This window comes from Bradyrhizobium centrolobii, from assembly GCF_001641635.1.
Classification (GTDB): domain Bacteria; phylum Pseudomonadota; class Alphaproteobacteria; order Rhizobiales; family Xanthobacteraceae; genus Bradyrhizobium; species Bradyrhizobium centrolobii.
Map to the genome: position 1 here is coordinate 198893 of NZ_LUUB01000022.1, position 17045 is coordinate 215937.

The 17045-nt window shown below is 64.8% G+C and carries 18 protein-coding genes; 7 read left to right on the forward strand and 11 right to left on the reverse strand.

The window, feature by feature from the left end:
- Positions 1-3 precede the first annotated feature (3 nt).
- Positions 4-1368 carry an ABC transporter substrate-binding protein gene (locus tag AYJ54_RS03715; RefSeq protein WP_245328863.1) on the reverse strand — a complete coding sequence of 455 codons (1365 nt, stop codon included), beginning with the start codon at positions 1366-1368 and terminating at the stop codon, positions 4-6.
- Between AYJ54_RS03715 and AYJ54_RS51115 the strand changes: the two genes are divergently transcribed.
- A complete protein-coding gene (locus AYJ54_RS51115) occupies positions 1367-1585 on the forward strand; it encodes a hypothetical protein (protein ID WP_201724126.1) in 219 nt (72 codons plus the stop codon). The two genes, AYJ54_RS03715 and AYJ54_RS51115, sit on opposite strands and share 2 nt — an antisense overlap.
- Positions 1586-1744: 159 nt before the next feature.
- Positions 1745-2575 carry a Crp/Fnr family transcriptional regulator gene (locus AYJ54_RS03720; protein WP_063696557.1) on the forward strand — a complete coding sequence of 277 codons (831 nt, stop codon included), beginning with the start codon at positions 1745-1747 and terminating at the stop codon, positions 2573-2575.
- 21 nt (positions 2576-2596) lie between these two features.
- Here the strand turns inward: AYJ54_RS03720 and AYJ54_RS03725 are convergent, their stop codons facing one another.
- The 3 genes from AYJ54_RS03725 to AYJ54_RS03735 form a co-directional block, all read right to left on the reverse strand.
- On the reverse strand, positions 2597-3622 hold the full coding sequence (locus tag AYJ54_RS03725) for a histone deacetylase family protein (RefSeq protein WP_063696559.1): 1026 nt from the start codon (positions 3620-3622) through the stop codon (positions 2597-2599).
- Between the two features lie 138 nt (positions 3623-3760).
- A complete protein-coding gene (locus AYJ54_RS03730) occupies positions 3761-4702 on the reverse strand; it encodes an SMP-30/gluconolactonase/LRE family protein (protein WP_063696561.1) in 942 nt (313 codons plus the stop codon).
- Positions 4659-6719 (reverse strand): PQQ-dependent sugar dehydrogenase, encoded by a 2061-nt coding sequence (locus AYJ54_RS03735; protein ID WP_430641390.1) that lies wholly within the window; start codon positions 6717-6719, stop codon positions 4659-4661. Before AYJ54_RS03735 ends, AYJ54_RS03730 begins: the two co-directional genes overlap by 44 nt.
- Positions 6720-6936: 217 nt before the next feature.
- Here AYJ54_RS03735 and AYJ54_RS03740 point away from each other — a divergent pair, with 217 nt between their 5' ends.
- Positions 6937-7170, forward strand: a complete 234-nt coding sequence (locus AYJ54_RS03740; RefSeq protein ID WP_063696562.1) for a DUF6894 family protein — start codon at positions 6937-6939, stop codon at positions 7168-7170.
- 10 nt (positions 7171-7180) lie between these two features.
- Complete coding sequence (locus AYJ54_RS51120) at positions 7181-7357, forward strand: hypothetical protein (protein ID WP_201724122.1); 177 nt, start codon at positions 7181-7183, stop codon at positions 7355-7357.
- A 202-nt stretch (positions 7358-7559) separates the two neighbouring features.
- Here the strand turns inward: AYJ54_RS51120 and AYJ54_RS03745 are convergent, their stop codons facing one another.
- Positions 7560-8333 carry an enoyl-CoA hydratase-related protein gene (locus tag AYJ54_RS03745; protein ID WP_063696564.1) on the reverse strand — a complete coding sequence of 258 codons (774 nt, stop codon included), beginning with the start codon at positions 8331-8333 and terminating at the stop codon, positions 7560-7562.
- Between the two features lie 121 nt (positions 8334-8454).
- Here AYJ54_RS03745 and AYJ54_RS03750 point away from each other — a divergent pair, with 121 nt between their 5' ends.
- Positions 8455-10044 carry a gamma-glutamyltransferase gene (locus AYJ54_RS03750; protein WP_063696566.1) on the forward strand — a complete coding sequence of 530 codons (1590 nt, stop codon included), beginning with the start codon at positions 8455-8457 and terminating at the stop codon, positions 10042-10044.
- Between the two features lie 91 nt (positions 10045-10135).
- Positions 10136-10354, forward strand: a complete 219-nt coding sequence (locus tag AYJ54_RS48860; protein WP_201724123.1) for a hypothetical protein — start codon at positions 10136-10138, stop codon at positions 10352-10354.
- A gap of 53 nt (positions 10355-10407) precedes the next feature.
- Here AYJ54_RS48860 and AYJ54_RS03755 read toward each other — a convergent pair whose 3' ends face one another.
- From AYJ54_RS03755 to AYJ54_RS03770, 4 genes are read right to left on the reverse strand one after another with little or no spacing between them, the layout of a single operon-like run.
- A complete protein-coding gene (locus tag AYJ54_RS03755; RefSeq protein WP_063696567.1) occupies positions 10408-11700 on the reverse strand; it encodes an NAD(P)/FAD-dependent oxidoreductase in 1293 nt (430 codons plus the stop codon).
- Positions 11701-11712: 12 nt separating this feature from the next.
- A complete protein-coding gene (locus AYJ54_RS03760) occupies positions 11713-12444 on the reverse strand; it encodes an amino acid ABC transporter ATP-binding protein (protein WP_063696569.1) in 732 nt (243 codons plus the stop codon).
- Complete coding sequence (locus AYJ54_RS03765) at positions 12441-13094, reverse strand: amino acid ABC transporter permease (RefSeq protein WP_063696571.1); 654 nt, start codon at positions 13092-13094, stop codon at positions 12441-12443. Before AYJ54_RS03765 ends, AYJ54_RS03760 begins: the two co-directional genes overlap by 4 nt.
- A 45-nt stretch (positions 13095-13139) precedes the next feature.
- Positions 13140-13898 carry an ABC transporter substrate-binding protein gene (locus AYJ54_RS03770; protein WP_063696572.1) on the reverse strand — a complete coding sequence of 253 codons (759 nt, stop codon included), beginning with the start codon at positions 13896-13898 and terminating at the stop codon, positions 13140-13142.
- Between the two features lie 181 nt (positions 13899-14079).
- Here AYJ54_RS03770 and AYJ54_RS03775 point away from each other — a divergent pair, with 181 nt between their 5' ends.
- Entirely contained in the window at positions 14080-14712 is a 633-nt protein-coding gene (locus tag AYJ54_RS03775) for a helix-turn-helix domain-containing protein (protein WP_063696574.1), read from the forward strand.
- A gap of 335 nt (positions 14713-15047) precedes the next feature.
- Here the strand turns inward: AYJ54_RS03775 and AYJ54_RS03780 are convergent, their stop codons facing one another.
- Both AYJ54_RS03780 and AYJ54_RS51880 read right to left on the reverse strand, forming a co-directional pair.
- Entirely contained in the window at positions 15048-16313 is a 1266-nt protein-coding gene (locus tag AYJ54_RS03780) for a D-amino acid dehydrogenase (protein ID WP_063696576.1), read from the reverse strand.
- A 71-nt stretch (positions 16314-16384) separates the two neighbouring features.
- Positions 16385-17045, reverse strand: a 661-nt coding sequence (locus AYJ54_RS51880) for an aminotransferase class III-fold pyridoxal phosphate-dependent enzyme (RefSeq protein ID WP_245328864.1), incomplete at its 5' end; no start/stop codon positions are given.

The window sequence follows — 17045 nt, forward strand, 5'->3', positions numbered from 1 at the left end:
GCCTCACCGACTCGCGACGAGAGAGGCCCGCGCGGCGCCGAAGTCCAGGACTTCGCCGCCATGCTGCTTCGACCAGCGTTCGGCCGCGTCCTTGAGCAGGAACGCGCTCAACTCGCCCGCGGACGACCGGACGAACCAGGCCTGGCTCGCGAAAAGCTTGATGCCGCTCTCGCGATCCTGCGCATAGACGACGCGGATGGTCTTCCCTTCCTTCTCAAGTCCGGCGAGCGCGTTCAGCGCATTCTCGGGCGAGGCGTAGTGGCGCACATGTGCCTCGTCCTTGACCCAGATCTGCGCGACGCGGGTGAAATCAGAGATCTCGGCGCCGGTCGCCGCGTCCTTGGCCTTCAGCGGAAGCTGCGCATAGGTTTTCAGCTCGGCGTCATAGTCGCGGCCCGCCTGCGCGGTCGCAATGCGGATGAACTTGTCGGTGACGAACTGGTTGATATCGAGATCGCTGTCCGCCCGCTTGAGCAGCTTCAGCGTCTTGATCGAGGTTGCGACCGCCTGGCGATACTCCGGCTTCCAGGTGACGTCGCGGGTCTGAAGTCCGAGCGGGCCGTGAAAGAGGTAGTCGACCTCGGCTTCGATGCCGGTCACCTTTGCGATCAGCTCGCTGTATTTCTCCGGCTCCTCGGCGATCAGGCGATCCGCCTCGAGCGCCGCGCGCAGGTAAGCGACGACGATCTCCGGATATCTCTCGGCATAATCGGCATCGACCAGCGCGCCGTGGAATGTCGGCGCGTTCGCCTGCGCTCCGTCGAAAATCTTGCGCGCGAAACCACGCCACGGAAAGAGTTCGGCGAACGGCACGAAGTCGGCATGCGCCTCGATCTTGCCAGCCTGCAAGGCCGGCCCGGCAACCTCCGGCGCTTGCGTGATGATATTGACGTCGGTCTCGGGATTCCAACCCTTGGCTTCGATGGCGCGGAGCAGCATGCCGTGCGAGGTCGAGGCAAAGGGAACGGAAATCGTCTTCCCCTTGAGGTCGTCGAGCGACTGGGCCGGCGAATCCGACGGCACTACGATTCCGTTACCGCTGCCCTTGGTACTTCCGGACAGCACGCTGATGAAGAGGCTGCGGCGTCCTGCCTTCTGGAACGCCACGCCATTGAGTGAACCCGGGAAGTCCGCCATCGCGCCGAAATCGAGCCTGCCCGCGACCATCTCGTTGGTGAGCGGTGCGCCACTCGTGAAATTCTTCCATTGGATGTCGTAGGTCACGTCCTTGTATCTGTCGTCATGGGGCAGGAATTTCTCCAGCAACTTGAGCTCGCGGATCAACGACCCGCCCGTCGCGCAATTGATGGTCGTATCCTGCGTCCCGACTGCGACCCGGATCGTCTCCGCCTGCGACGGTCCAAACATGGCGAAGGTCACCGCCGCAACCGCCACCCCCAGTCTGAAAGAGCTGAATTCGATCATCGAATGTCCTCGGCTATCGCGGGCCGGACTCGCGCCGGCAACAACGCTGGCCGGCACTATCGAAGGCGTGACGCAGCGGTTGAAGCAATTACTTGCATCGCTCCCGCGCGACACTCATTTCGCATCTTCGTCGCAATTGGCGCGCGAGCCCGGCAAATGATTTTCTCGAGTCAAAGCGATCGGCAGATAAATCGTATCGATGTCGAACGCCGCGCATATGAAGCTTTGCTAAGTGATTTGGAACGATCGCAAAGAGATGGACATCGCCCCTATGCCGCTCTTACCTATTCGCGAAACCGCGAGGAGCAGGCGAATTGCGATGACCATACTCAAGGATGCTGCCGCGACCTCGTTCGCAGACCAGCGTCACGTAGGCGTTCAGTTCGACTGGCCTGATCGCGAAGAGGCACGGCCGGCCCATAGCCCGCGCACAAAGACCGGACATTCCGCGCTGTTCATGAGCGAAACGATCGACGGGGTGAATGCCGGGGCGCATTTCCTCGATCGCCTGTCGGCGCCGGAGCAGGCACGCGTGCATGCGGCCGGCCGTACGATCACGGTGCCGCAAGGCGAGATGGTCTTCAGCCAGGGCGAAGGCCACGACGGCATTTTCATCATCCGGCGCGGACAGGTGCGCGTCTACTATACCGCGCCGTCGGGGCGTGAGATCACGCTCGCCTATTGGACGCCGGGGCATTTCATTGGAGGTCCCGAAATCTCGGGCGGTGGCATTCACATGTGGTCGGGTATCGCCATCGAGGCCTGTGACATCACGGCGCTGTCCGGCCCGGCACTCGAGAAGCTGCTGACCGGCATGCCAAAGTTCGCCCTGGCGCTGATCGACGGCCTCATCGCCAAGGGCAAATGCTATTCCTCGATGGCGCAGATGCTCGGCACGCGGTCGGTGATCGAACGGCTGGCGCAGTTCCTGCTCACCCTGTCGGAGCTTCACGGCGTCGCCGACGGCGACACCATCATCATCAACCACAAGATCACCCACGACCAGATCGCGGCCATGGTCGGCTCGACCCGTCAATGGGTGACCATGATGTTGAAGCGCTTCCAGAACCGCCGCATCATCGCCATCGACGGCAGCAGCATCCGGATCAAGCGGATCGACCTGTTGGAGAAGATCCTGTTCAAGGACTAGGGCACCAAGTCCTGGCAGGGATCACCGCGCTTCCTCGAAGCCCGCCAGCACCGAGGTCAGGTTGGCGCCGAGGATGTCGGAGAGATAGCCGCCCTCCTGCACGAACACGGTCGGCAGGCCCATCCGCGCAATCGCCTGGCCGATGCGGCGGAAGCCCGGCGTGGTGACGGCGAGGCCGCGGAGCGGATCGTGCTCGGAGGCGTCGAGGCCGAGCGCGATGACGAGTGCGCCGGGCGCGAAGGACTCGATCGCCTTGCGCGCGACATCCATCGCCTGGATGTATCCGTCGTCGCCGGTGCCGATGGCTAAGGGGATGTTGAGATTGGTGCCGTGGCCCGCCCCTTCGCCGCGCTCATGCGCGTAGCCCCACACGAAGGGATAATAGGCCGTCGGGTCGGCATGGATCGACACCGTGTAGACATCGGGTCGCGCGTAAAAGATGCCTTGCGTGCCGTTGCCGTGATGGACGTCGACATCGAGAATCACAACGCGCTCATGCTTGAGCCGCAGATGCGCCGCCGCGATCGCGCTGTTGTTGAGGAAGCAGAAGCCGCCCGCCATGTCGCGGTAGGCGTGATGGCCGGGCGGACGGCAGAGCGCATAGGTCGCATCCTCGCCGTCCATAACCATCTGCGCCGCCGTGACGGCGACGTCCGTCGCCGCGCAGGCCGCGGCCCAGGTGCCGGGGCCGATCGGCGCTGCGGTGTCGGCGGTGTGCCAGCCGAGCTTGCCGACGATGTGGGTCGGATAGGTCGCCGCATGCCGGACGGGATGGATGTTGCCGATCATCTCCGGTCCGGAGTCGCCGAGCGCCGTCCAGGCGTCCCAGGCTTCGCTGAGAAAGGACAGATATTCCGGGCTGTGAATGCGGGCACGCGGCCCCTGCCCGAACTTGGTCGGCTCGACCAGTTGATGATTGCCGTCTTTCAATCCCTTGAGCAGGCGGTCGGCACGCTCGGGCTGCTCGGTGGTGCGCTTGACGACACCGCGAACCAGGAAGAATTGCGGATCATGGCTGCGATGCAGCTCGGTGTAGACGGCTTTCACTCAAACACTCCGTGGTCGCATGCTGTCTGATGGTGCCGCAGATGTCTTGGTCCCTGCGGCGTCAAGATGCAAGCAAGAAGAATGCCGCCCATGCCGCGCCGCCCTGCGCCCGGAGCAGACCGCCTTGTTACACGGAGCTCAGCAGCGTCCACGCTGCAGGCAATGTTCGCGGCCCTGCTGGTCGGTTCGGAAGGACTCGATGAAGCCGCCCTGGCGCTGCGTGACGAAGACGGTCTTGCCGTCAATGCCGCCGAAGGCGAGATTGGTCGGCTCCTTGCCTTTCAGCACGATCTCCCGCTCGACCGCGCCATTGGGCTTCATCAGCGCGATCGTGCCCTTGAGAATGCGCGCGACATAGAGGCGGCCGGCAACATCGGTGCGCAAGCCGTCGATGGTGTCGGGCTGGAATGCTTTCACGAGCTTCGCATCGGTGAGCTCGCTCCCGCGAATGGTGTAGGACCAGACCTGGCCGCTGCTGGATTCGCCGACGTAGAGCGTCTTGCCGTCCGGGCTGAGATCGATGCCGTTGGTGGTACCCATCGCGCGTGGCGCCGCCATGATCTGCCCCTGCACCGAGCCATCCGCTCCCTTCGCAATTCGCCAGATGTGGCCTTCCCTTCCCTTCCAGTTCGGATCGCTCGCATAGACCGTGCCGTCGCGGGCAATCGTGATGTCGTTGGGCTGGCTCATCTCGTCGGAGTGAAACCAGACGATGGGCTCGCTCCGGCCCCTCGCAATCGCGAAGATGTTGTGCTTCTTGTAATCGGCGATGAACATCGTGCCGTTGCGATCGAAGCGGATGGCGTTGCCGACGCTGCCCTCCGGCAGCGCTGTGAATTGCTCCGAAGCCGCGTCGCCCGCGGGCAGCCTGCCGATGGTGCCGGGCTTATTGAAATTGACGACGAAGAGATTGCCGTCGAGATCGGCGGCGGGCCCCTCGATGCCGAAGGTGTATTCGCCACCGGGCGTCACCTGCACGCTTTCGAACAGCTTCGTTTGAGCCGAGACCGGTGTCGTCGCGATGACGAGAAAAATGCTACTGCACAGGCACCAGAAATTCCTGCCGGATGTAATAGCCATCGTCGTCGGTGCACTCGCCATTCAGATAGGGATCGGCCGGCCGGAAGAACCGGCTGAAGCCGGGTTTGTCTACAGCGCTGCTTTGTGTCACCACGACGACTTTCGCGGCCGGTATTTCGCCGCATTCCTTGTTCGCCTTGTTGAAAAACTTGCGCTGCGGCAGGCCGGGCTTGATGCGCATTCGTGTTCCCGGAACCATCCTCGCAACGAGCGAGTCCGCATAGTCGAGCAGGCGCGCGTAGCCGGGCTCGGTCTTCGGCAACTTCTCGCCACCCGGCGGCATCAGGTTCTCCGCACCGAGGCCGCGTAGGCGCGTGCGCAACTTGCCGGAGTCGGGATCGCCCGGATAGATCCAGCCGTCCTGCGACAGCATGAAGCGCAGCACCGTCGTATCCTTCTCCGCGTCCGATTGACCCGGCTTCAGGCCGAAATCGGAGTGACAGCCGAGGCAGTGCTTTTCGACGAGGCCCTTTCGCAGCGTCGTGAGGCGATCGCGGTTCTGGGCGTCCTTGGCGACCAATGCCGCGAGTTGATCGATCTGCGCCTGGCTGCGAATGTCGCAAGGCAGTGGTTGCGGCGCTTCGCCTGAGGCGCGGTCGATGCGGATCACGGTCTGGTTCTTGTCCTCGACCAGCCAGATCGCGCCATCCTCGGCGACCGTCATGCCGACCGGCGCGCCTTGCGGCCGCGCACCGTTGACCCGATGCCAGCCGGCGATCAGTTCCTCGAACGGCGCGGCTGCGACCTCGCCGGCGTCGGTCTGGAAGCTGCGGGTCGGCTCAGCCGCGCAACTGACGTGGTAGCGCACCGGCGCCGGGCTCGGCTTTGGAAAGCCGCGATCGTCGACGTCGTAGACGAGGATGCGGCTGCCGGTCGGGCGATAGCCGTGCAGGCCGACCAGCAGCTTGCCCTCCAGCTCCGGAAATTTGGCGCCGTGATAATAGAGCATCGCCAGCGGCGCGCCGTGCGGCGGCATCAGCGAAAATGGTGCCTTGTACAACGCATTGCTGGTGCAGAGCGCCTTGTAGGGCCCGGACTGCAGCACGCTTTTGAATTCTAGGCTCGGCGTCGACAGATCGTAGCAATAGGGCCAGCCATAGTGCTTGCCCTGTTCGATCGCGTTGATCTCCTCGTTCGGTTTGAAGGTGTCGGGCAGATCGCGGCCGTTCTCGCCTTGCAGGAAGGCGTAGCCGGCATCAGGGAAATTCGGATGCAGCGCCAGCGCCATGGAGTTGCGTAAGCCCCGTGCATAGACCTCGTGCGGCGGATTCGGATCGTTCGGGTTCAATGCCGGAAAAATGCCGCCCGCAGGCGGCGTGAACAGCCAGATCGCGGCCATGGAAGAGGCACCTTCGGCCGCCGCGCACGGCTTCCTGATCGGCGCCGGCGTGATGCAGTCGTCGCTGTGCGAGCCGATATTGACGAACAGCCGCCCGTTGCGATCGAACACGAATTGCTTGAGCGGATGCGCGCTCTCATCCAGCTTGGTGCCGTCAGGCAGCGTGATCCGGCGACCGGGCAGGCGATGGACGATGGTCTCGACCGTGCTGCGCGGCTTGTCCGCGAGCGGATCGAAGCGGAAGATCGTTTCGGCGGTCGAAGCATAGAGCTTCCTGTCCGGGCCGAGCACGAGGCCGAAGGGATATTCGATGGCAGTCAGGAGTTCCTTGAACCGCTTGCCTTCAGGAGCGTGCGGATCGAGCAGCAGGAGCCGCCCATCGCTGTGGCCCCAGCCACCCATGTCGGCGACCACGAACAGGTCGCGGCCGGGCACCTGGATGATCGAGCGTGGAAACTTCAGATGGTCGTCTTCGCTGGCGACGAGGCCGGCGCAAAATCCAGCCTTCATGTCGATCTGGATTCGGGGAAAGGCGAGATCGCCGCTGCCGCAGGCTTCCGTGCCGATCGCATAGCCGCTCTTGCGGACCGGTTCCGTTGACGCGACCGGGGCGAGGCCGAGCAGGGCTGCGGCGCCGGCCGCCAGCAGCAATCGCAGGCGCCGGCGATCAAACCAGATTGTGAAGCAGTTCACGGAAGCACCCCCAACTTTCGTCGTAGGTTGTTCCATGCCGTCCGCCGTCCAGTTGATCATCACCCGCCTGTGATCAAACCCACCAAGGCCGACACACCGACCAATATCCGTAGATTCCCTTACCGGGCTTGGCCCGAATATTTCTCGGCTGTTTCTGGTGGTATCGCTTTGCCATCCAAATCGCTCTCTACAGGAGGCGTATATGGTTCAGGTGTATTTTCACTACTCCAATACTGAAGGCACGCTGATCGATCGCTGCGGCACCGCGGTCGCCAACCTGACTGAGGCGCGCGACCGCGCCGCCCAGATCATGCGGTCGATGATCCTGACGCCCAGCGCTGAAGACTGGCGCGACTGGGTGATCCATGTCAGCGATGACGACGGCGAGGAGATTTTTGACCTCCCCTTCACATCCATGCTGGGCAAGCCGCATTGAGGCAGGTGCCATGTTGTTCGCTTCACTGAGCCTGCTCTGTCAGCCCCTGAGCTTCGTTGCCACCAAATGGCAGCAGCTGGTACGGATTGCAGCCAACCCCTACCGCCCCGAGCTTCACTACATGCGCGGGCCCGGGCCGAAATGGCACGCCAAGCATCAGGCCCGCCGTCGCGACGGCGCGCTCTGAACGCTGCCGTTTCTCAGCTGATCTCTGTCTCCTCGTCATCATGGCCGGGCTTGTCCCGGCCATCCACGTTCTTCGACGCGGGCGCCAAGGGGTGGATGCCCAGGACCCGGCTTCGCCAAAGGCTTCGCCGGGCTATTCAGTCTTGGGCCGGCGAAGCTTCAGCAAAGACGGCAAGCCCGGCCATGACGAGAAGAAGACAGAGTTAGCGTCCGGTAAACTTCGCCTTGCGTTTCTCGACGAAGGCGTTGCGACCTTCGATCGCATCTGCGCTCTTGCGGATGGAGGCCTGGAGCTCGATCTCGCGGCGGAACTGCGCCTCGTAGGTCGCATGCTCGCTCTCCTCAACCAGCGCCCGCGTGGCGACCAAAGCGCGCGTCGGGCCCTCGGCGAGGCGACACGCCAGGGTCAGAGCCTCCTCCATCAGCTTGGCATCGTCGACGACCTGCCGCACCAGGCCGATCTCATGCGCGCGTTCGGCCGATAGCGGCTCGTTGAGCAGCATCAGCTCGAGCGCGCGCTGCCGGCCGATCAGCCGCGGCAACAGCCAGGTCGAACCGAGATCGGGGACGAGCGCGATGCGGCTGAACACCTGTATGAAGCTCGCCGACCGCGCCGCGATGATCATGTCGCCGGCCATCGCCAGGCTGAAGCCGCCGCCCGCCGCGACGCCGTTGACGGCCACGACAACAGGCACGCGGCACTCGCGCAGCGCCTTGAACGCCGGCCAGTAGAAGCGCATGACGCCGGCCGCGATGTCCTCGCCGAGCGCCGCGGAGGCCTTCAGGTTCTGGCCCGAGCAGAAGCCGCGGCCCGCGCCGGTCAGCACCAGGGCGCGAATATCCTCGTCCCGCGTCATCTCGGCGACAGCGGCAGCGAGCGCGCCGAGCAGGTCCGGCGTCATCGCGTTCAGGCTTGCCGGCTCGTCGAGCGTCAAAATCCCGACCGCGCCATCCCGCGCCTGTTTCACACCAGCCATGTCGCTCCTCCCTGTGGATGTTCACGTTGCCGGCAATGTGCCATTGTCCGCGCGCTCCGCCAATCGCGAAGCTGAGACGTCAACGCAACGAAGCTAAGACCACCGAAGACAAGACGACATCATGCCTCACCAGTTCAGCCTCGCCCAAATCATCCGCAAACCCGCTGTCAAGGCCAAGGGCGGCATCGTCGCCGCGCAATCGCGCCAAGCAGCCGAGGTGGGCGCAGAAGTGCTGGCGGCGGGCGGCGACTGCGTTGACGCGATCGTCGCGACCACCTTCGCGCTGAACGTGCTGGAGCCCTGGATGAGCGGCATGGGCGGCGGCGGCGCCATGGTGCTCTACCGCGCCAAGGAAAATCGCTACGAGGTGATCGACTACGGCATGCGCGCGCCGCAGAGCCTGCGCGTCGCCGACTATCCGCTCACCGGGCAGGGCGCGGCCTCCGACCTGTTTCCCTGGCCGCGGGTGAAGGACGACCGCAACATTCACGGCCCCGGCTCGATCGCGGTGCCCGGCGTCGTCGCCGGCATGGAGGAAGCGCATCGCCGCTACGCCAAAATGCCGTGGAAGGACCTGCTGGCCCCGGCGGCGAAGATTGCCGGCGAAGGCCTGCTGGTCGACTGGTGGACAACGCTGATGATCGCGAGCACCGCCGCCGACCTCAGGCGTTATCCTGCGAGCGCGGAATGCTTCCTAAAGGACGGCCTGCCGCCGAACGCTCCGTGGGGGATCAAGGCCGAGACGCGGCTGCCGCAGGACAGACTGAAGGCGACGCTATTGCATCTCGCCGCCGCCGGCCCGCGCGATTTCTACCAGGGCGACCTCGCCAACAGCATTGCGTCCGACATCAAGGTCGACGGCGGCTCGCTGTCGGTGGAAGATCTCGCCGCGTTCCGCGCGCATCTGCGCGAGCCGCTCGCGATCCCCTATCGCGACGGCAAGGTCTTTGCGACGCCGGAGCTGACGGCCGGGCCGACGATGGCGCACGCGCTGCGCCTGTTGCAGCAGAATCTGAAGCCGGGGAGCATACCGGATGCCGCCGCCTACGCCGAATATGCGCTCGCCTTGCAATCGGCCTATCGCGCGCGGCTTGACGACATGGGCGATGCCGACGGCAAGCGCTCGCTCGGCGCGGAGTATCTGGCGCCGTCCTGCACCACGCATTTCTCCGTGGTCGATCGCGACGGCAACATGGCGGCGGTGACGCAGACGCTGCTCTCCACCTTCGGCTCGAAATATGTGACGCCGCACACCGGTATCCCCATGAACAACGGCATCATGTGGTTCGATCCGACGCCGGGCACGACCAACTCGCTGGCTCCCGGCAAGCGCTGCCTCACCAACTACACGCCCGTTATCGCCGAGACCAGGGACGGCAAGCGTCTCGCCGTCGGCGCCTCCGGCGGCCGCCGCATCCTGCCGGCAGTGATGCAACTCGTCTCCTTCGCAATGGACTTTGGCATGGACCTCGACGCCGCGATCCACCAGCCACGCATCGACGCCAGCGAGGGCGCGGTCGTGATCGGCGACGCCCGCCTGCCGGCGGACGCAGGCAAGGCGCTCGGGGCACGCTTCGACTATGAGGAGACGCAGGTGCAGGCCTTGCCGATGAAGTTCGCCTGCCCGAGCGTGGTGATGCGCGATGGCGACACCAATTCCGGCGCGGTGGAGATTTTCCAGCCCTGGGCCGATGCCGTCGCCGAATCCTGAGCGCCACGACTCCTCCATATTTGCGCGCGACATCGCGATCGATGTCCGTTCATCGAACGGACAGATGCGTGCCTAACAGGAGAGATTTCCGATGAAGAAACTTGCGCTCGCCGCGACATTGATCATCACGGCCGGCTTCACCATGCCGAGCGCGGCATTCGCCAGGGGCGGCCATGGTCATGGTCACGGACACCACGGCGGATACCATGCACATCGCCATGCCGTGCCGCACGGATGGTATCATGGGCGCAAGGTTGGCTGGCGCGGCAGGGGGTGCCCGCCCGGGCTTTGGAAACAGGGCCGCTGCTGACGCCCCCATCTGCAACTGATGCGAGGCGCCGCCCGTGACTGGGCGACGCCTTTTTAAATTCCCAACCGGTCTCGCACGCGGCCTGTGATCACCGCGCTCGTGACCGCCACCGGCCAGAACGCATGCATCGGGATCGGCTTGATGCCGGTGATGGGCATGTCGATCTCGGCCTTGGCGCCGCCGACAAGGCGGCGCGCGAGCTGCGCGCCCATCGCGGTCGAGAGCGCGACGCCGCGGCCGTTGCAGCCGAGCGAGATCAGGATGTTTTCCGCCGGCTCATGAACGTGCGGATAATGATCCTTGGTGATCGCGAGCCGGCTGTTCCAGCCATGGGTCCAGGCGACGCCCTTGAGCTGCGGCCACAGCCGCTCGGCGTAGCGGATGAGATAGGCGACGTCGGAGGGCGACTTGATCCAGCGCATCGGGCCGCGGCCGCCCATCAAGAGACGATTACGCTGATCGATGCGGTAGTAGACCGTGATGTGTCCGCTCTCGTAGAGGACGGGGCGCGTCGGCATGATCGAACGGGCTACCTCGTCCGAGAGCGGCGCGGTGGCCGCGATCGACGAAAACACCGGCACGATGGTGCGGCGGAGCGCCGGCCAGAGATCATCGGTAAAACCGTTGGTGGCGAGCAGGACTTTGTCGGCATGCACCACCGCACGCGGGGTTTCGATGCGCCAGCGCGTGCCCTCGCGGCGCAGTGACAGCGCTGGCGTCTCACCATGGACCTTCGCGCCGGCGGAGATCGCGGCGCGCGCAAGTCCGCGGGCGTAGCTGAGAGGATGCAGATCGCCGCCGCGCGCATCCAGCATGGCGGCGATGTAGCGGTCCGTGCCGGTCATCTCACGCAACTGCTCGCGGTTGAGCAGCGTCACCGGCATGCCGCGACGGATGCATTGCTGCGCGGTCTTCTCGATTGCGGCGGCGCTGGCCTCATTGTACGCCGCGCGCAGCGTGCCGTTCTGCCGTGCCTCGCAGGGAATCTGATAGCGGCGGATCAGGTCATGCGTGAAATTTGTCGTGCCGTAGGAGAATTCGATCATGCGGCGGCCGAGATCTGGGCCGAAATCGGCTTCGATCTGGTCGGGATCGTGCTTCAGGCCCGGATTGGTCTGGCCGCCATTGTTGCCGGAAGCGCCCCAGCCTGGCTCCTGCGCCTCCAGCACCAGCGCCTCGACGCCCTGCTCCGCCAGATGCAGCGCGGTGGAGAGACCGGTGAAGCCGCCGCCGATGACGGCAACCGAGACGTTCTTGCCCGCGTCGAGCGGCGGCGTCGTGATCGGCGCCACCGCCGTGTCGGCATAGAGTGAGGGCGGCAAAGGCAGGCGCGCGGACGCGTTCATGGCGATGACCGATCAGAGCGGATGCAGCACGCGGCGCAGGAAGTCTTGCGTGCGCGGATGCTGTGGTTGATTGAGCAGCGCCTTGGCAGGCCCCTGCTCGACGATGACGCCGCCGTCGATGAACAGCACGCGGTCGGCGACGTCGCGGGCAAAGCCCATCTCGTGGGTCACCACGACCATGGTCATGCCATCGTCGGCGAGCTTGCGCATCACGCCGAGGACGTCGCCGACCAATTCTGGATCGAGCGCGGAGGTCGGCTCGTCGAACAGGATCGCCTTGGGTTGCATGGCGAGCGCGCGTGCGATCGCGACGCGCTGCTGCTGGCCGCCGGACAGCTGCGGCGGATGAGCGTCGGCCTTTTCCGCAAGCCCCACTTGCGCGAGCAGCGCGCGGCCGCGCTCGAGCGCCGCGGCGCGCCCCTCCTTCTTCACATAGAGCGGCCCCTCGACGACGTTCTCGAGCGCCGTTCGATGCGGAAACAGGTTGAAGCGCTGGAACACCATCGAAACCTGGGTGCGGATCGCCACGATCGACGGCGCATCGCGGTCGACCTTCAGGCCTTCGACGCTGATCTCGCCGCGGTCGTAGCTTTCGAGCCCGTTGATACAGCGCAGAATGGTGGACTTGCCGGAGCCAGAGGGGCCGATGATGCAGACCACTTCGCCCTTCTGCACGGATGCCGTGATGCCCTTGAGCACCTCGACCTTGCCAAAACTCTTGTGGACGTCGCTCAGCTCGATCATCGCTTGCCGGCCCGCTTCTCGAAGTGACGGACGAGCAGGATCAGCGGGATGCTCATGGTGAGGTACATGAGCGCCACCAGCGTGAACACGCTGGTGTTCTTGAAGGTCGAGGATGCGATCAGCTTGCCCTGGAGCGCGAGCTCGGCGACCGTTATGGTCGAGGCCTGCGAGGAATCCTTGAGCATCATGATCATGACATTGCCGTAGGGCGGCAGCACGATGCGCACCGCCTGCGGCAGCACGACGCGGCGCATGGTGAGCCACCAGCCCATGCCGATGGACTGCGCCGCCTCGATCTGCCCCTTGTCGATCGCCTCGATGCCGGCGCGGAAGTTTTCCGCCTGATAGGCCGAGTACGCGATGCCGAGCCCGAGGATCGCGGCCTGCAGCGCGGTCAGCGTCACGCCGAGATCCGGCATCACGAAGTAGAGGTAGAACAGGAGCACGATGATCGGGATGCCGCGGATCACGTTGATGAGGCTGGCGCTCAGCCCCGACAGGACGCCGATGCCGGAGACCCGCATCATCGCCCAGACGAGGCCGAGCACCGTCGACAGCAGCAGCGAGCCGATGGTGACGACGATCGTGAGCGCGACGCCGTTCAAAAGGATCGGGAAGAATTCGACGGCGTCGTGCCAGAAGCCTTTCATCGGCCAGCCTTCATCGATCGGACCCTATCGGTCAGCCACTATCGATCAGCCCTGCGCCTTCAGACCCCATTTATCGAGGATCTTGTCGATGGTGCCGTTGGCCTTCAGCTTCGCAAGCGAGGCGTTGATCTTGCCGAGCAGCGCGGTCTCGCCCTTGCGCACGCCGATGCCGACCGAGCCGACCGTGACGGGCTTGTAGCCATCGACGAGGCGCACCTCGGGGAAGCCGCCTTGCTTCAGATTGTAGGCGAGGATCGGATAGTCGGCGTAGCCGGCCTTGAGACGGCCGGTGTTCACGTCGCGCAGGATGTCGGGGATGGTGTCGTAAGCCTTGACGTCGGCGAACAGGCCGGACTTCTTCAGCGCGTCGACGAAGGCGGTGCCGACCTGGGCGCCGACCGTCTCGCCCTTGAGATCTTCCTGCGAGGCATAGGCCTTGGTGTCGCCCTTCGGCACCACGAGGCCTTCGCCATAGGTGTAGATCGGGTCGGAGAAGTCGACGACCTCCTTGCGCGGCGGCGTGATGAACATGGCGGCCGCGATGATGTCGATCTTGCCTGAGGTCAGCGACGGGATCAGCGCCGAGAACTGCATCGGCTCGATCTGCACATTGAGGCCGGCGTCCTTGCCGATCTCGGTGATGAGATCGACCATGATGCCCTGGATGGTGTTGGTCTTGGTGTCGAGGAAGGTGAAGGGAATGCCGGTTGGCGTCGAGCCGACTTTCAGCACCTGTTGCGCCGAGGCCGGCATGGCGGCTGAAATCGCGAGCACCGCGAGCGCGGCCTGAACGAAACGCTTCATCGCATCCCCCTTTGGGTTCGGCCGATGACGGGGCTCGCGCATGTCGTGATCGCAGACGTTGCGGGCGAGACCGTTTCGGCTTATTTTCACCAATATGAAAATTTGGTCACACTTTTGCGGACGATGCAAGCGGTTTTCATGCACATGAAAAGAGCGGTTTGACGTGAGCGGTGGCAAAAGAATGCGCAAGCCGGCCGCCGCAAAGCCGGCGAAGAAGGTGAAAGCCAGACTGGCCGAGCCTGCGATGGACGTCGCGGTCGGCCGCCGCATCCGCGATCTCCGTCGTGTCAGGCAGTTCTCGCTGGAAACGGTCGCGGCCCGCACCGACCTTTCGATCGGATTCCTCAGCCAGATCGAACGCGGGTTGTCCTCGCCGTCGCTGCGCGTCCTGGCGACGCTCGCCGACGTGCTCGGCGTCGGCATCGCTGCGCTGTTCGGTGCGAGCCCGAGCAGCGATGGCGCGTCAGATCAGGTGGTGACGCGCGAGCTTCAGCGCCCCGAGCTAAAACTCTGGCGCACCGGCGTTTCAAAGCAATTGCTGAGCCCGGCGAGCGCCGAGAACCGGCTCAACCTGTTCCTGGTGCACCTGGAGCCCGGCGGCTCCACGGGCGACGAGCTCTACACCCACGACGGCGAGGAAGCCGGCCTCGTGCTCGAAGGCGAGATGATGCTGACGGTGGATAGCGAGACGTGGTCGCTCAAGCGAGGGGACAGCTTTCGTTTCGCAAGCCGCAGGCCGCACCGGTTTTCCAACCCGGCGCAGGATGCGAAGGCGGTCGTGCTGTGGGTGAATTGCGTGACGGCGGCTGGGTAGCTCTCTCTACTCCTCTCCCCGTTCTTACGGGGCCGCGACGAGCTTCGCTCGCTCTGAGAGGTCGGGGTGAGGGGCTCTCTCCGCGAACACAGCGCGAGTGAGACTTGCGGAAGCTCCCCCTCACCCGGAATTTGCTGCGCAAATTCCGGCCTCTCCCCGCAAGCGGGGAGAGGCGAAGAAGGCAGCGACGCCTCCACATCGTCATTGCGAGCCAACGGGTCCGCGCGAAGCGCGGCCCGATGACAGGCTCCGCGAAGCAATCCAGATTCTCGCCGCGGAAACACTCCGGATTGCTTCGTCGCAAGAGCTCATCGCAATGACGCGGGGAGAGATATTCACCCAAACCGGTGATTGTACCGATCCACCGTGAGCTCGCTCGTATCGATCTCCGGCTTCTTGCCCGACAGCATGTCCGCGAGCACGCGGCCGGAGCCGCAGGACATGGTCCAGCCCAGCGTGCCGTGGCCGGTGTTGAGGTGAAGATTGGCATAGCGCGTCGGGCCGATCACGGGCGGGCCGTCCGGTGTCATCGGGCGCAGGCCACTCCAGAACGTTGCTTTCGACAGATCGCCGCCGCGCGGGAACAGATCGGTCAGCGAATGATCGAGCGTGGCGCGGCGCGCGGGATAGAGCTTGCTCGAATAGCCGGAGATCTCAGCGGTGCCGCCGACGCGAATGCGATCCCCGAGGCGCGTGATCGCGACCTTGTAGCTCTCGTCCATCACGGTCGATTCCGGCGCGCCTGAGGCGTCCTTGATCGGCACCGTGATCGAATAGCCCTTCACCGGGTAGACCGGCAGCGAGATGCCCAGCGGCGCAACCAGCCGCGACGACCAGCTTCCGAGCGCGAGGACATAGGCATCGGCCTGCAACAGGCCGGCACTGGTTGCCACACCGGTGACGCGCGTGGCGTCCGTCACGATGCCGTCGATTCCGGTGTTGAACATGAAGCGCACGCCGAGCGCTTCGGCGTGCTTGGCCAGCGCCTGCGTGAACATGTGGCAATCGCCGGTCTCGTCCTGCGGCAAGCGAAGTCCGCCGGCGAATTTCTCCTTCACGCCGGCAAGCGCCGGCTCGACCGCGATGCAGCCTTCGCGGCCGAGCACCTCGTAAGGCACGCCATATTGCTTGAGCACGGCGATGTCCTCGCCCGTGCCGTCGAGTTGCGACTGGTAGCGGAACAGCTGCAAGGTGCCCTGCGAGCGCTCGTCGTACTGAATGCCGATGTCGCGGCGCAAATCGCGCAGGCAATCGCGGCTGTACTCCGCGATCGGGATCATCCGGCTCTTGTTGACCGCGTAGCGCTCCGACGTGCAGTTGCGCAGCATCTTGAGCAGCCAGATCCACATCACGGGATCGAGCTTCGGCCGGATCACCAGCGGGCCGTGCTTCATCAGCAGCCATTTGATCGCCTTCACCGGCACGCCGGGGCCGGCCCAGGGCGAGGAATAGCCGGGCGAGACCTCGCCGGCATTGGCGAACGAGGTCTCCAGCGCCGGCTGCGGCTGACGGTCGACGACCGTCACCTCATGACCGGCACGCGCAAGGTAGTAGGCAGAGGTGACACCGATGACACCGCTGCCGAGGATCAAAACTTTCACGCTTCGTCAAACTCCCGCGGCATCACGCTCGCCGCTGCCAAGAAAAAACTCCGCAACGGCGAGAGCAATTATCAGGCCACCCGCTTAATGGCGTCGCCAAGGATCGAGACCATCTGGTCGATGTGGCTCTTCTCGACGATGAGCGGCGGCGACATCGCGAAGGAATCGCCGCTGGTGCGCAGATAGAGGCCGCTGTTGAAGCAGTCGACCATCACGTCGTAACCGCGCGCGCCGATCGCGCCCTCGCGCGGCGACAGCTCGACCGCGCCCATCAGGCCGCAATTGCGGATGTCGATGACGTTCGGCAGGCCCTTCAGCGAATGCAGGGCATCGCGCCAGTATTCGGCGATCGACGCACCGCGCGTGAGCAGGCCCTCGTCCTTGTAGATGTCGAGGGTCGCAAGGCCGGCGGCGCAGGCGACGGGATGCGCGGAGTAAGTATAGCCGTGGAACAGCTCGATCTGGTTCTCCGGGCCGGTCATCAGGCCATCGTGCACCTTGCGGCTCGCGAACACCGCGCCACAGGGCACGGTGCCGTTGGTGATGCCCTTGGCTGTCGTCATCAGGTCCGGCGTGACGCCGAAGAAGTTGGCGGCGAACGGCGTGCCGAGACGGCCGAAGCCGGTGATGACCTCGTCGAAGATCAGCAGGATGCCGTGCTTGTCGCAGATATCGCGCAGGCGCTTCAGATAGCCCTGCGGCGGCGGCAGCACCGCGGTCGAGCCCGGCACC